General features: G+C 63.2%; 13 protein-coding genes. 6 read left to right on the top strand and 7 right to left on the bottom strand.

Annotation, left to right across the window (positions count from 1 at the left end; genetic code table 11):
* Positions 1 to 195: 195 nt before the first annotated feature.
* The 3 genes from edd to zwf form a co-directional block, all read right to left on the bottom strand.
* On the bottom strand, positions 196 to 2,040 hold the full coding sequence (edd, locus tag AC0L2C_RS18850; RefSeq protein ID WP_473524104.1) for a phosphogluconate dehydratase: 1,845 nt from the start codon (positions 2,038 to 2,040) through the stop codon (positions 196 to 198).
* A gap of 66 nt (positions 2,041 to 2,106) precedes the next feature.
* A complete protein-coding gene (gene pgl, locus AC0L2C_RS18845; RefSeq protein ID WP_473524103.1) occupies positions 2,107 to 2,823 on the bottom strand; it encodes a 6-phosphogluconolactonase in 717 nt (238 codons plus the stop codon).
* Positions 2,805 to 4,274 carry a glucose-6-phosphate dehydrogenase gene (zwf, locus tag AC0L2C_RS18840; protein WP_023800301.1) on the bottom strand — a complete coding sequence of 490 codons (1,470 nt, stop codon included), beginning with the start codon at positions 4,272 to 4,274 and terminating at the stop codon, positions 2,805 to 2,807. The genes pgl and zwf overlap by 19 nt, the downstream gene beginning before the upstream one ends.
* A 307-nt stretch (positions 4,275 to 4,581) precedes the next feature.
* On the opposite strand from zwf, the gene AC0L2C_RS18835 reads away from it, so the two are divergent.
* On the top strand, positions 4,582 to 5,328 hold the full coding sequence (locus tag AC0L2C_RS18835) for an SDR family oxidoreductase (protein WP_287378794.1): 747 nt from the start codon (positions 4,582 to 4,584) through the stop codon (positions 5,326 to 5,328).
* Positions 5,329 to 5,440: 112 nt separating this feature from the next.
* Here AC0L2C_RS18835 and AC0L2C_RS18830 read toward each other — a convergent pair whose 3' ends face one another.
* The 4 genes from AC0L2C_RS18830 to AC0L2C_RS18815 all read right to left on the bottom strand — a co-directional run bounded on the left by AC0L2C_RS18830 (position 5,441) and on the right by AC0L2C_RS18815 (position 9,751).
* On the bottom strand, positions 5,441 to 6,292 hold the full coding sequence (locus AC0L2C_RS18830; protein WP_473524102.1) for an SH3 domain-containing protein: 852 nt from the start codon (positions 6,290 to 6,292) through the stop codon (positions 5,441 to 5,443).
* Positions 6,293 to 6,520: 228 nt separating this feature from the next.
* The gene (locus tag AC0L2C_RS18825; RefSeq protein WP_473524101.1) at positions 6,521 to 7,804 is read right to left on the bottom strand and encodes an NAD(P)/FAD-dependent oxidoreductase; all 1,284 of its coding nucleotides are present in this window, start codon (positions 7,802 to 7,804) and stop codon (positions 6,521 to 6,523) included.
* Between the two features lie 96 nt (positions 7,805 to 7,900).
* Positions 7,901 to 8,266 carry a four helix bundle protein gene (locus tag AC0L2C_RS18820; RefSeq protein WP_473524100.1) on the bottom strand — a complete coding sequence of 122 codons (366 nt, stop codon included), beginning with the start codon at positions 8,264 to 8,266 and terminating at the stop codon, positions 7,901 to 7,903.
* A gap of 48 nt (positions 8,267 to 8,314) precedes the next feature.
* Positions 8,315 to 9,751, bottom strand: a complete 1,437-nt coding sequence (locus AC0L2C_RS18815; protein ID WP_473524099.1) for a glutamine synthetase family protein — start codon at positions 9,749 to 9,751, stop codon at positions 8,315 to 8,317.
* Positions 9,752 to 9,900: 149 nt separating this feature from the next.
* Between AC0L2C_RS18815 and AC0L2C_RS18810 the strand changes: the two genes are divergently transcribed.
* The 5 genes from AC0L2C_RS18810 to AC0L2C_RS18790 all read left to right on the top strand — a co-directional run bounded on the left by AC0L2C_RS18810 (position 9,901) and on the right by AC0L2C_RS18790 (position 14,413).
* Positions 9,901 to 10,614: an HAD family hydrolase gene (locus AC0L2C_RS18810; RefSeq protein ID WP_236375104.1), complete on the top strand. Its 714-nt coding sequence runs from the start codon at positions 9,901 to 9,903 to the stop codon at positions 10,612 to 10,614.
* A gap of 280 nt (positions 10,615 to 10,894) precedes the next feature.
* Entirely contained in the window at positions 10,895 to 11,815 is a 921-nt protein-coding gene (locus AC0L2C_RS18805) for a metal ABC transporter substrate-binding protein (RefSeq protein ID WP_473524098.1), read from the top strand.
* Positions 11,812 to 12,717 (top strand): manganese/iron ABC transporter ATP-binding protein, encoded by a 906-nt coding sequence (locus tag AC0L2C_RS18800; protein ID WP_128166117.1) that lies wholly within the window; start codon positions 11,812 to 11,814, stop codon positions 12,715 to 12,717. Before AC0L2C_RS18805 ends, AC0L2C_RS18800 begins: the two co-directional genes overlap by 4 nt.
* Entirely contained in the window at positions 12,714 to 13,571 is an 858-nt protein-coding gene (gene sitC, locus AC0L2C_RS18795) for an iron/manganese ABC transporter permease subunit SitC (RefSeq protein WP_128166119.1), read from the top strand. The genes AC0L2C_RS18800 and sitC overlap by 4 nt, the downstream gene beginning before the upstream one ends.
* Positions 13,568 to 14,413: a metal ABC transporter permease gene (locus AC0L2C_RS18790; protein ID WP_473524097.1), complete on the top strand. Its 846-nt coding sequence runs from the start codon at positions 13,568 to 13,570 to the stop codon at positions 14,411 to 14,413. Before sitC ends, AC0L2C_RS18790 begins: the two co-directional genes overlap by 4 nt.
* The last annotated feature ends 10 nt before the right edge of the window (positions 14,414 to 14,423 follow it).

The raw sequence follows: 14,423 nt of genomic DNA, 5'->3' as shown, positions 1-14,423 counted from the left end.
GACTGGAACGGGTCGACCTTTGCCGTTCCCTAACGACGCAGAACCACTCAACACTGCATCCCTCGATGTGTTTAATGCCCTTCTTAAGGAGATAGGACAGCATGGCTGCCCTGAACAGGGCAGCGTAGTGGCCAAAAGGACAAAATAGCGTGGCAATCGACAACCATCAAAAGGGTGGCAGCTAGCCGCCCTTATTCACTGCAGCGCGTATTCCGCCACGTTGTTTGCGAATGCGCTGGCGCCGTGGTCGGCACGGCCGACCATTTGCCGCAACCCGGCGAAAAGCTCGCGGCCAAAACCGAATTCATTGCCGACAAGATCGCTGTCCGCTGCCCGGCGCAGCGCGAAATCGCCTGCCGGCACCAAGACTTCCAGCGTACCGGCGTCGGCGTCGAGCCTGATGATGTCGCCGTCATGGATCCTGGCGATCGGCCCGTCCTCGACCGCCTCCGGCGTCACATGGATCGCCGCCGGCACCTTGCCGCTGGCTCCCGACATGCGCCCGTCGGTGACCAGCGCCACATGCTGGCCGCGATCCTGCAGGACGCCGAGCACGGTGGTCAGCTTGTGCAACTCCGGCATGCCGTTGGCTTTCGGCCCCTGGAAGCGGATGACGGCGATGAAATCGCCGGTCAACGTGCCGGCCTTGAACGCCTCGTTGAGCCCTTGCTGGCTGTCGAAAACCTTGGCCGGCGCCTCGATGATGCGCCGCTCCGGTTTCACGGCGGAAGTCTTGATGACGGCGTGGCCGAGATTGCCTGACAGCATTTTCAGCCCACCCGTCGGCTGGAACGCCTTCTTGAACGGCGCCAGGACCTTCTCGTCGCCGCTTTCGCGGGGCGAGGCCTCGCGCACCACGCCGCCATCGGCGCCGAGCTTGGCCTCGACCGCATAAGGTCGCAGCCCTTCGCCCCAAACCGTCTGGACGTCCTCGTGCAATATTCCCTCGTCGAGCAGTTCGCGGATCAGGAAGCCGAGCCCGCCGGCTGCGTGGAAATGGTTCACGTCGGCAAGGCCGTTCGGATAGACCCGCGCCAGCAGCGGCACGGCTTCCGAAAGATCGGAAATATCCTGCCAGCTAATGGCGATGCCGGCCGCGGCCGCCATGGCGATCAGGTGGATGGTGTGATTGGTCGATCCGCCGGTGGCGTGCAGGCCGACGATGCCGTTGACGAACGAGCGCTCGTCGATCATCCGGCCAACCGGCGTGTAGGCATTGCCGAGCGCGGTGATGGCCAGCGCCCGCTTCGTCGCCTCCCGGGTCAGCGCATCGCGCAACGGCGTGCCGGGGTTGACGAAGGAGGCGCCCGGCGTGTGCAGGCCCATGATCTCCATCAGCATCTGGTTGGAGTTCGCCGTGCCGTAGAAGGTGCAGGTTCCCGGCCCGTGATAGGATTTGGACTCGGCCTCGAGCAGCTCGGCCCGTCCTGCCTTGCCTTCGGCATAGAGCTGGCGGACCTTGGCTTTCTCGTCGTTGGGCAGGCCCGTCGTCATCGGCCCGGCCGGGATGAACACCGCCGGCAGATGGCCGAAGGTCAGCGCCGCGATCACCAGCCCCGGCACGATCTTGTCGCAGACGCCGAGATGGACGGCGGCGTCGAACATGTTGTGCGACAGGCCGATCGCCGCCGCCATGGCGATCACGTCGCGCGAGAACAGCGACAGCTCCATGCCGGGCTGGCCCTGGGTGACGCCGTCGCACATCGCCGGCACGCCGCCGGCGACCTGGGCAATGCCGCCGGCCTCGCGCGCCGCGTCCTTGATCAGCGCCGGAAATGTCTCGAAAGGCTGATGCGCCGACAGCATGTCGTTATAGGAGGTGATGATGCCGAGGTTCGGCACGCGGTCGCCGCCCAATGCCAGCTTTTCCGAAGGGCTGCACACGGCAAAGCCGTGGGCGAGGTTGCCGCAGGACAGCACGGCCCGGTTGGCGGTGCGGCTCGATGCCTCGGCGATGCGGCCGAGATAGGCCTCGCGCCCCGGCCTGGAGCGTTGGCGGATGCGCTCGGTGATGGCTTCGATGTCGCGTCTCGCGGTCATGGCGTCGGTCCTTTCAGGCGAGGTTCCGCAAACACGGTCCGTGCGGGACCCCTTGGCAAGTTGAAATCAGGGTGCCCAGAAAACCTGTACGGGTCTCTCGGCTGCGTCGAGCACGGCGCGAATGGGCTTTCGCGTTTCCGATGCCATCGCGCTTTCGAATGCCTTGCGCTTGTCCTCACCCTCGATGTGCAGCGCGACGAAGCCGGCCCTGACGATCCGCGCCAGCGACAGCGTCAGCCGCGGCTCGCCGGCGCTTGTCGCGTGAACCGGGAGCACGACCCTTTCCGACGACGGGTCGAGCAGTGTTTCCAGATTGTCGGCGTCAGGAAAAAACGACGCGGTATGGCCATCGGTTCCCATGCCAAGCACGACCACATCGAGCGGCCAGGGCAGCGACCGCAACATCCTGCTATCGGCCTCCGACGTATTGCCGACGCTTTCTGCCTCTTGGTAGAGCGGCACGAAACGTGCGGCTGCGGCGGCGTGTTGCAAAAGATTGGCGGCGACCAGCCCGGCGTTGGAGCGCGGCGAGGAGACCGGCACGCAACGCTCGTCGACCAGCGTCACCGTGACCTTGTTCCAGGCGATCGGGATGCTCGAAAGCGATGCGAAAAATTTCGCCGGCGTCGTGCCGCCGGAAACGGCGAGCAATGCCGTGCCGCGCTCAGCGATCGCAGCGGTCAGGCGGCCTGCGACGTGGCCGGCAAGTGCAGCCGCCAGATCCTGGCGTTCGGCAAATGCGTGCCAGTTGTAGGCGTCGCTGTTCAATTGCTCTCGTGCCATGTCCGCCCGTCGCGTTCGATCAGCGCAATCGAGGCAGAGGGGCCCCATGTACCGGCGGTATAGCCCTGCGCCTCCTGCCTGGCGCCTTCCCATGCGTCCTGGATCGGGTCGATCCATTTCCACGCCGCCTCGACCTCGTCGCGGCGCATGAACAGCGTCTGGTTGCCACGGATGACGTCCATGATCAGTCTTTCGTAGGCGTCGGGGGCGCGGCCGTCGAAGGATTGCGCGAAGCTCATATCGAGCGGGATCTGGCGCAGCCGCATGCCGCCAGGCCCCGGATCCTTGATCATGATGAACTGCTTGACGCCTTCGTCGGGCTGCAGCCGGATGACCAGCTGGTTGGCCGAGATCGGCCCGGCGCTGTCGCCGAAGATCGAATGCGGGATCGGCTTGAATTCGATGACGATCTCCGAAACGCGTGTCGCCAGCCGCTTGCCCGTCCTGAGGTAGAACGGCACGCCCGCCCAGCGCCAGTTGCCGATTTCGGCCTTGAGCGCAACGAAGGTCTCGGTGTTGCTGTTCTTGCCGAGCTCCTCGACATAGCCTTTCACCGGCCCGCCGGCCGAGGCCCCGGCACGGTATTGGCCGCGTACCGTGTGCTTGGGCGCTTCATTGCCGTTGATGCGTTTCAGCGCGCGCAGAACCTTCAGCTTTTCGTCGCGCACCGCGTCGGCGTCCATCGACGACGGCGCCTCCATGGCGACGAGGCAGAGAAGCTGCAGCATGTGGTTCTGAACCATGTCGCGCAACGCGCCCGCCTTGTCGTAATAGGTGACGCGGTCTTCGAGGCCGACGGTCTCGGCCACGGTGATCTGCACATGATCGACATTGGCGGAATTCCACAGCGGCTCGTAGAGCGCATTGGCAAAGCGCAGCGCCATCAGGTTCTGCACCGTTTCCTTGCCGAGATAGTGATCGATGCGGAAAATCTGGCTTTCATGGAAATCGTCGCCGACCACATCATTGAGCTGGCGCGCCGAGGCGAGATCGCGCCCGATCGGTTTTTCCAGCACGATGCGCGAGTTCGGCGTGATCAGCCCGTTCTCTTTCAGCTTGTGCGAGATGTCGCCGAACAGCGCCGGCGCAACCGCCAGGTAGAAGGCGCGGATGCATTCGCTGTCGCCGATCGCCGTCTTCAATTTGTCGAAGCCAGCGCCGGTCGTCGCGTCAGCCGAGACGTAGGAAAGCCGGGCAAGGAACGTCTCCAGCTCCGCGGCGTCGATATCGGCCGGTTTCACATGGTCGGAAATCGCCTGCCTGGCGAAAGCCTGGAATTCCTCGTCGGTCATTTTCGAGCGCGACGTGCCAATGATGCGCGTCGGTTCGGAAAACTGATGGCCGCGCTGGCGATGATAGAGTGACGGCAAAAGCTTGCGTTCCGACAGATCGCCGGTGCCGCCGAAAATGATGAAGTCGAAAGGGTCGACGGGAATGATCTGGCTGGTCATGGTCTGTCCGCTCTGACGCCGCTCGCTGGTGTACGCGTGGATATAATCTAATCGATTTAGATTTTCCAGTGACACGGCGTCACAGCCCAGGGCCAATCGGGTGTTGCCGATCGTTCTGAGGTGTGCCCTTGACACTGGCGCAACCCGGACGCTTGTCGGCGAGGTGGTTCCGGGAGGCCTTCGCAGATGCAGCATAGAGCGGAATCGAGGCGAAAGCCAAAGGAGAAATCGAGAGTATGTTGATCTTTCGGCGGCCCTTGCCGGAGACTGCCGGAGCGGGGAGTCTTCAATCATGAGTGAGAAAGCCATGCGCCTGGAAAACAAAGTTGCCATCATCACCGGTGCCGCGTCAGGCTTCGGCGAGGGCATGGCCAAACGTTTTGCCGAGGAGGGCGCCAAGGTTGTTGTCGCCGACCTCAACGCCAAGGGCGCCGAACGCGTCGCCAACGAGATCGGCCGGGCGGCGATCTGGACCCAGACGGACGTCTCGACCCGTTCCGAGTTCGACGAGATGGTCTATGCCGCAAAGAGTGCCTTTGGCCGCATCGACATCATGGTCAACAATGCCGGCTACACCCATCGCAACGGCGATATGCTCGAGGTCGACGAGACGACCTTCGATCTGATCACGGCCGTCAACATGAAGGCGATCTACCACGCCGCCCTGGCGGTCGTGCCGGTGATGGCTAGGCAAGGCGGCGGCGTCATCCTGACCACGGCCTCGACCGCCGGCATCAGGCCGCGGCCCGGCCTCACCTGGTACAATGCGTCGAAGGGCTGGGCGATCACCGCGACCAAATCCATGGCGGTGGAACTCGCGCCGAAGAACATCCGCGTGAACTGCCTGTGCCCGGTCGCCGGCGAGACCGGCATGCTGGAAAAATTCATGGGCGCCGACACGCCCGAAATCCGCGAGAAATTCCGCGCGTCGATCCCACTTGGCCGGCTTTCGACGCCGCTCGACATAGCCAACGCGGCGCTCTGGCTGGCGTCGGACGAGGCGGCCTTCGTCACTGGCGTGGCGCTGGAGGTCGACGGCGGTCGGTGCATCTGAGCCGTCCGGCCCTGTCGGTTTCAAGTTTGACCTGACCGTCCCTCGCACGCGGGCGGTTGATTGCGGCAGCCAAATGAGCCGTGGGCAACGTCAAAGAACGGCCTGACCGATGCTACGCGCCGGTCTTGACGAAGCTCTTGTAGATCCAGCCGCGTTTGCCGTTGTAGACGATCTGGCACCATTTCTTGCAGCCCATCACCTGAACCGAGGTCTTGGCGGGAATGGTGACGATGGCGGCCGCACTGTTCTTCGGACCGGTGCGCATGGTGACGCCCCTGAGGATACGTCCTGCCGCGCTTGCTTGCTTGGCCTCGACTTTGGCCTGGGTGCCATCCTTCTGTGTCGCGGCCGGCAGCGGCTTCGGGGTCGAGATGGCGGCGGTTGGCGCACCGTCCGTCGCCGCCTTGGCGGGAGCAGCGACTTTGGCAATCAATGCTGCCACTTTGGTTTTCGCTGCCGGATCGGCGAATGCCGCCGCGGTGGACGGCTTGTCTGCTTTTTCAGCCTGGCCCGCCGTCCGGCCGCCCGCCGTCTGGCCGCCCCCCGTCTGGCCGGATGTGGTCTTCGGTCCCGATCCTGTCCAGCGGGGATCATTGGGCGCCAGCGCCGCTATATCGGCCTTCGCTGCAACTACCGCCGACGAAATCGCATCGGTCTTGCTCGCAGCCTGCTGCGCCGCTTCTATCCTCGCGGCCGCGGCCGCGGCCGGCACGATCCGTGTCGTTTTCACCGGAATGCTGGAAACGATCTGCTCGGGACTCGCGACCGCTTGTCTCTCAGTGGCCGGCAATGCCAGCCATAGCGCCATCGCTGCCACGCCAAGCAGCGCTGCTGTACCAAACGCGGCGATGACCAGATGCAGGTTCGACCGGATTTGCCTCCAGAACCTGGGCTGCATGTCGTAGCCAAACTGCATCGCAAAGCGCCGTCGTTCCGGCGCGCCGAAACTGAAGGGCTCTCTCACTCTTACAACCTCCATTTGCGGGCCAACGTTCTTACGACCTCTGCCGGGAAACCGGCATCTGGTCGGCATCGGTCCCAATCCAACGCGGGCAGGCCCGCAAAATCCCCCTTCGACTGCCCAGAACCGGCATCCTTTGCCGGCGATTGTGGCATCACTGCGCCCTTGCGGGGCGGATTCTGCACCTTTACGATCGATTCTGCAACTTGCAAGGGATTTTGCAACCTGTGGTTATATGCGGTCCCTCAAGGCATACCAGTTGAGCGCAAGAAACAGCAGAGGCGCGCGCAAGCGCCGGCCACCGGGAAAGGCCGGGATGTTCAGGTCCTCGATCAGCCTCAGCCGGTCCCGGTTGCCGGCGACGGTTTCGGCATAGAGCTTGCCGAAAAAGTTCGACAGCATGACGCCGTGGCCGGAATAGCCGCCGACCGAGATCACATTGGGCATCACCTCGCGCACGAACGGTTTTCTCGGCATCGTGATGCCGACATAGCCGCCCCAGCCATGGGTGATCTCGACATCCCTGAGGTCAGGGTAAAGCTCGGCGATCTGCCGGCGGATGTGGACATGGATGTCTTTCGGATCGTTGACCGCGTAGATCTCGCGCCCGCCGAACAGCAGCCGCCCATCCGTCGATTTGCGGAAGTAGCGCACGACGAAGCGGGAATCGTCGACCGCCTCACCGCCCGGCAACACGTTTGAATCCGCAAGCGGCACCGTCGCGCCGATGAAGGAGCCGATCGGCATGATATGCGCGGCACTGATCGGCTCGAGCGTGCCGCCATGGGCGTTGACGCCGATCAGACATTTCTCGGCTGATATCGTGCCTTTCGGTGTCGTGACCCTGACCTTGCCGCCAACGGACGCGATGGCGGTCGCCGGCGTCTGCTCGAACAGCAGCGCGCCCGCCTGCGCCGCCACGTTTGCCGTGCCGATCACCAGCTTCAGCGGATGGATGTGCCCGGTGCCGGTGTCGCGGGTGCCGCCGAAATAGCGCGCCGAGCCCAACCGCTCCGCCGTCTCCCTGGCGTCCATGAAGCTGATGTGAGGATAGCCGAAGCGGTTCGCCATGATCTCGGCATGCGCCTTGTAGTCGTCGACATAGCGCTGCTTGTGCGCCACCGACATCTGGCCTTGCATGTAGTCGATCTCGATCTTGTTGACGGCGGCGAATTCGAGGAGATGCGCCTTGGCCTCTTCGGCGAGGTCGAACAGCGCCTTGGCCCGGGAAAAGCCGTATTCCGCTTCGAGCTCCTCGGCCCAGGCGCGCTGACCGGTGCCGAGCTGGCCGCCATTGCGGCCCGATGCGCCGTCGCCGAAACGATGCGCTTCGACCAGCACGACATTGCTGCCGGCCCTGGCGAGGTGCACCGCCGCCGACAGGCCGGTAAAACCGCCGCCAACGACGACGACGTCGCACCTCAGGTCACCGTCGAGCGCCTTGTATTCGGGCCGCGGCCCGGCCGTGTCCTCATACCAGGAGCGGCCGGGGGAGATTGGGGATTGGTAGGGCATGATGCTCGAGTAGGGGAGTAGGGCAGTAGGGCAGTAGGGCAGTAGGGCAGTAGGGCAGTAGGGCAGTAGGGCAGTAGGGCAGTAGGGCAGTAGGAGCTATTCAGGTGACAATTTGCGGATCAGAAGGCGCAATAGCGTCCCTACGCTCTCGCTGCGGTTCATCAAAGATTCGACCGCCTCGTGCGAGGCGATTCCGACACGGTGCGCAATCATAAGATGCGTCTCCAGTTCTTTGAGGGATCCTTGGGCGATCCTGAGAAATTGCTGATAGGAAGCTCGGCTCTCTCGGCCGTAACCCTCAGCGATGTTGGCAGGCACTGAGGTAGCCGCCCGACGCACCTGACCTGTCATTCCATAGATCTCGTCTTTCGGCCAAGCTCGGGTCACTTCATAGATTGATACTGCCAGGTCCATTGCCTGCTGCCAGACGATCAGATCCCTGTAAGATTCGATTTTCGCCATTACGTGCCGCCCCTACTGCCCTACTGCCGTACTGCCCTACTCCCCTCCCTAAACATTCAACAACAGATACTCCCGCTCCCACGGGCTGATCACTTCCATGAAGGTCTCGAATTCCGCCCGCTTGATCGCCGCATAGGTGGCGGCGAACGACTTGCCGAGCAGCGTGCAGAGTTCCTCGTCGGCTTCGAACAGGTCGACGGCCTCGAGCAGGCTGCGCGGCAGGTCGATCTCGGCCGCGTTGGCGGTGGTGAGAACCGGCGGTTCGGCCTTGATCTTGTTGGTCATGCCGATCAGCCCGCAGGCGAGCGATGCGGCCATCGCCAGATAGGGATTGGCGTCGGAGGAGGGGATGCGGTTCTCGACGCGCCTGGCTGCCGAGTCGGAGCGCGGGACGCGGAAGGCGGTGGTGCGGTTGTCGTAGCCCCATTTGTTGTTGACCGGCGCCGAAGCCGACTGCGTCAGCCGGCGATAGGAATTGACGTAGGGCGCAAACATCACCAGCGCGTTCGGCACATGTTTCTGCATGCCGCCGAGGAAATGGAAGAAGGCTTCGGTTTCCGAGCCGTCCTCGGCGGAAAAGACGTTTCTGCCGGTCTTCTTGTCGATGATCGATTGGTGGATATGCATGGCCGAGCCGGGCTGCCCCTGGATCGGCTTGGCCATGAAGGTGGCATAGATCTCATGCTTCAGCGCCGCCTCGCGGATAGTGCGCTTGAACATGAACACCTGGTCGGCCAGTTCGATCGGATCGCCGTGGCGCAGATTGATCTCGAGCTGGCCGGCGCCTTCCTCGTGGATCAGCGTGTCGATCTCCAGGCCCTGGCTTTCGGAGAAATGGTAGATGTCGTCGATCAGTTCGTCGAACTCGTTGACGCCGGCAATCGAATAGCCGGCGCCACCGCCGATCGCCCGTCCCGAACGCCCGACCGGCGGGGTCAGCGGGTAGTCCGGATCGGGATTCTTGCGCACCAGGTAGAACTCGATCTCGGGCGCCACCACTGGCTTCAGCCCGCGCTTGTCGTAAGCGGCAAGCACACGCTTCAGCACGTTGCGCGGCGTGAACTCGACCGAGCGGCCGTCCTGGTGGACGAGGTCGCAGATGACCGCCGCCGTCGGGTCCTCTTCCCACGGCACCACGGTCAGCGTCGAAAGGTCCGGCATCAGCTTGAGGTCGCCGTCGTCTTCCGGATAGTTGAAGCCGTTGCCGTTCTCGGGGTAGCCGCCGGAGATCGTCGTCATGAACACCGCCGAAGGCAGCGCCAGCGAGGTGTTGGAGGTGAATTTCTTCGACGGCATCATCTTGCCGCGCGCAACACCGGCCTGGTCGGGGGTGATGCATTCGATATCCTCGATGCCGCGCCACGCCAGCCAGGCGCCGACTTCCTTCCAGTTTTTCACACCACGTTGATTTTTCACGAAGGCAGGCGTGCGGATACGTCCTCCGCGGCTCGACGGACGGACTTCCTTTTTTGCAGGCGGCATCATTCACCAGATTGGGTTGCGGATTTGGGAGTATAGCCGGGGCCGGTGATGGAAGGGAAGGGGAGCCGGCCCTGCCTTCGCCCGCCAGTTGAAAATCGCTCCAGGCAGCTTAGGTTCGACGCAAGTCCAATGACCTCGGCTGAAGACGTCGAATGCGGAACCATGAATTGACCACGATCGGCTTCGATGCCGACGACACGCTCTGGCAGAACGAGCAGTTCTTCCGCATCACCGAAAAGCGCTTTGCCGCGCTGCTCGCCGATCATGCCGAGGAGGAGCACATCTCGGCAAGATTGCTGGAAGCCGAGAAGCGCAACCTCGCCGTCTATGGCTTCGGCATCAAGGGGTTTACCCTGTCGATGATCGAAACGGCGATCGAGATTACCGAGGGCCGCGCGCCGGCCTCGGTGATCGCCGAAATTCTCGCCGCGGGCCGCGAGATGCTTGGCCATCCGATCGAGGCGCTGCCTCATGCGCGCGAAACCGTTGAAAAACTGGCGGACGCCTATCGCCTGGTGCTGATCACCAAGGGCGACCTTTTCGATCAGGAACGCAAGCTGGCGCAATCGGGCCTCGGTGACCTGTTCGATGCCGTCGAGATCGTCAGCGACAAGAGTCCCGCTACTTATATCAGCATCTTCAGCCGCCACGGTGATGGCGCCGAAAAAAGCATGATGGTCGGCAATTCGCTCAAGTCGGACGTGGTGCCGGCCATCGAGGCCGGCAGTTGGGGCATCCACGTGCCGCATGAACTGACCTGGGCGCTGGAACATGTCGAGCCGCCGGTCACTGCGCCTCGCTTCCGCCAGATAGCCGATCTCTCGGAATTGCCCCGGCTGGTCGAAAGCATCGGGAAAGCCGGCTGATCGCATGTCTCGGCGTCGGACCGGACGTGCGCGGCAGGCGTATCGATGCCGGACATTGCGCGTCGCCATCCTTGTTGTCGGCTCCGCCAAAGAGCCGCGCTGTCGCTGACCCTCCATCGCGCGGCCCTCCATCGCGGCCCCCTCCAACGCGCGGCTCTTGTACAATCGATGCCGTAAAATCGTTTTCTACTTGCAAATCAGTCGCAATTGCAGAATATGCAACAAGCGCGGCGTCACAGCGCCCGCGCCGCATGCGAGCAAATTGCGACAGGAGATTTTGATGATCGAGAGATACGGGCGATGGGTTGCCGTCGGGTTGATAGCTGCGGTTTTCGCTGCGGCAGTGGCTTCAAGCCCAGCGAAAGCGCAGGAAAAATTCAAGGCCGTGACCACCTTCACCGTCATCGCCGACATGGCGAAGAACGTGGCGGGCGACGCAGCGATCGTGGAATCGATCACCAAGCCGGGGGCGGAGATCCACAATTACGCGCCGACGCCGGGCGACATTCAGCGGGCGCAGGGCGCACAGCTCATTCTGTGGAACGGACTCAACCTCGAACTCTGGTTCGAAAAATTCTTCCAGAACCTCAGCGACGTGCCCGGCGCCATCATCTCCGAGGGCGTCCAACCGATGAGCATCGCCGAGGGGCCCTATAACGGCAAACCGAATCCGCATGCCTGGATATCGCCGACAAACGCGCTGATCTACGTCGACAACATCCGCGACGCCTTCGTCGAGCACGATCCGGCGCATGCCGAGACCTACAAGGCCAATGCAGAAGCCTACAAGGCAAAGATAGAGGCGGCCGTCGCGCCGATCCGCGATAAGCTTGCCTCGATCCCGCAGGACAGGCGCTGGCTGGTGTCGAGCGAAGGCGCTTTCTCCTACCTCGCACGCGATTTCGCGCTGAAGGAGCTTTATTTGTGGCCGATCAACGCTGACCAGCAAGGCACCCCGCAGCAGGTTCGCAAGGTGATCGACGCCGTCAGGGACAACAAGATCGTCGCCGTCTTCAGTGAAAGCACCGTGTCGGACAAGCCGGCCCGGCAGGTCGCGCGCGAGACGGGGGTCCATTACGGTGGCGTGCTCTACGTCGATTCCCTCAGCGAGGCGAACGGCCCGGTGCCGACCTATATCGACCTGCTGCGTGTGACATCGGATACAATTCAGAAAGGCCTCGCCGCAGGGCTGTCGCAATGAACGAAGCCGTTCCGCCTCTTCCCGCCGCGTCCGAGGATGCGGGAGGCGGTCTCGCCGTGCGCGGCGCGACCGTCACCTACCGCAACGGCCTCACGGCGCTGCGCGATGCGAGCTTTGAAATTCCGACAGGCACGATCACGGCACTTGTCGGTGTCAACGGCTCGGGCAAGTCGACGCTGTTCAAAGCCATCATGGGCTTCGTGCGGCTGGCAAAGGGAGAGATTCTTGTTCTCGGACGGCCGGCCGCGGCCGCGCTGAGGAAGAACGTCGTCGCCTATGTGCCGCAGGCCGAGGAGGTCGACTGGGACTTTCCAGTACTGGTCGAGGACGTCGTCATGATGGGGCGTTACGGCCATATGGGCATGATGCGCATTCCGAAGGCTGCTGATCGCGAGGCGGTTACATCAGCGCTTGCGCGTGTCGGCATGAGCGATTTCCGCAAGCGCCAGATCGGCGAGCTTTCGGGCGGGCAGAAGAAGCGCGTCTTTCTCGCTCGGGCGCTGGCGCAGGACGGGCGCGTCATCCTGCTCGACGAGCCCTTCACTGGCGTCGACGTCAGGACCGAGGACGCTATCATCGAACTGCTGCGCGCGCTCCGGGACGAAGGCCGGGTGATGCTGGTCTCGACGCATAATCTGGGTAGCGTGCCGGAGTTCTGCGACCGTGCCGTGCTGCTCCGGAACACGGTCCTTGCCTACGGGCCGACAGGCCAGACCTTCACGCAGGCGAACCTGGAAAAGGCTTTCGGCGGCGTCTTGCGTCATTTCGTGCTGGGCGGCGCCGGGCTGCATGAGGACGACGACAGGCGCCGCCTTGCCGTCATCACCGACGACGAGCGGCCACTGGTCTTCTACGGAGAGAACGGAGCCATGCAGCACAAGATGCGGGAACCGGACGAATGAGTGTCCTGTTCGAGCCGTTCGGCTACGAATATATGCTCAATGCCATGTGGGTGTCCGCCCTGGTCGGAGGTGTCTGCGCCTTCCTGTCCTGCTATCTGATGCTGAAAGGCTGGTCGCTGATCGGTGACGCGCTCTCGCATTCGATCGTGCCGGGCGTCGCCGGCGCCTATATGCTGGGCCTTCCCTTCTCGATCGGCGCCTTCTTCTCCGGCGGGCTCGCCGCTGCGGCGATGCTCTTCCTCAACCAGCGCACCAAGCTGAAGGAAGACGCCATCATCGGCCTGATCTTCTCCTCCTTCTTCGGCCTCGGCTTGTTCATGGTGTCGCTGTCGCCGACCTCGGTGAATATCCAGACGATCGTGCTCGGCAACATCCTGGCCATCACTCCGGAAGACACGCTTCAACTCGCCATCATAGGCTTCGTCTCGCTCGCCGTCCTGCTGGTGAAATGGAAGGATCTGATGGTGGTCTTCTTCGACGAGAGCCATGCCCGCTCGATCGGCCTCAACCCGAGCGCGCTCAAGATCATGTTCTTCATGCTGCTTTCGGCCTCCACGGTCGCCGCGCTCCAGACCGTCGGCGCCTTTCTCGTCATCTGCATGGTGGTGACGCCCGGCGCGACCGCTTATCTTCTGACGGACCGCTTTCCGCGCCTGCTGGTCATCGCGGTTGTCATCGGCGCGGTCACGAGTTTCACCGGCGCCTATGCCAGCTATTTCCTCGACGGCGCCACCGGCGGCATCATCGTCGTGTTGCAGACGCTGATCTTTCTCGCCGCCTTCTTCTTCGCTCCCAAGCATGGAATGCTGGCAGCCCGCCGCCGCGCGGCGAGCGCCTTGGAGACCAGCCTATGAGCATCCTCGATACACTGCTTACCCCCTTCCAGTTCGGCTTCATGGTCAATGCGCTGATTGCTTCGGTTCTGGTCGCCGTGCCGACGGCGCTGCTTTCTTGCTTTCTCGTCCTCAAGGGCTGGTCGCTGATGGGCGACGCCATCAGCCACGCCGTCTTTCCCGGCGTGGTCATCGCTTACATCCTCGGATTCCCCTATTCGATCGGCGCCTTCGCCGCGGGGATGGTCTGCGCTCTCGCCACCGGCTTCCTCAAGGACAACAGCCGCATCAAGCAGGACACGGTCATGGGCATCGTCTTCTCCGGCATGTTCGGCCTCGGCCTGGTGCTCTACGTAAAAATCCAGTCCGACGTGCATCTCGACCACATATTGTTCGGCGACGTTCTGGGCATCGGCCTGCGCGACATCGTCGAAACGGGGCTCATTGCTGCGATCACGGCCGGCATCATCGGCATCAAATGGCGCGACTTCCTGCTGCACGCCTTCGACCCGGCTCAGGCGCGCGCGGTCGGTCTTCGGGTCAACCTGCTCCATTACGGCCTGCTTTGCCTGATCTCGCTCACCATCGTCGGCGCGCTGAAGGCGGTCGGCATCATCATGGCCATCGCCATGCTGATCGCGCCGGGCGCCATCGCCTTCCTGCTGACAAGGCAGTTCAGCGCCATGCTGATCCTGTCGGTGGCGATCGCGGTCGCCGCATCGTTTCTCGGCGTCTATCTGTCCTTCTTCATCGACAGCGCACCGGCGCCGACCATCGTTCTCATGCTGTCTGCCGCCTTCATTGCTGCTTTCGTCGTCACCACACTCAAGGCGGGCCGAATGGAGCTCGGCGAGGAGGGCTAGAAACTGGCGG

The sequence above is a fragment of the Mesorhizobium sp. WSM4845 genome (assembly GCF_055811455.1).
The sequence above is the reverse complement of the archived record's forward strand: the minus strand, read 5'-3'. Positions and strand labels throughout refer to the sequence as shown.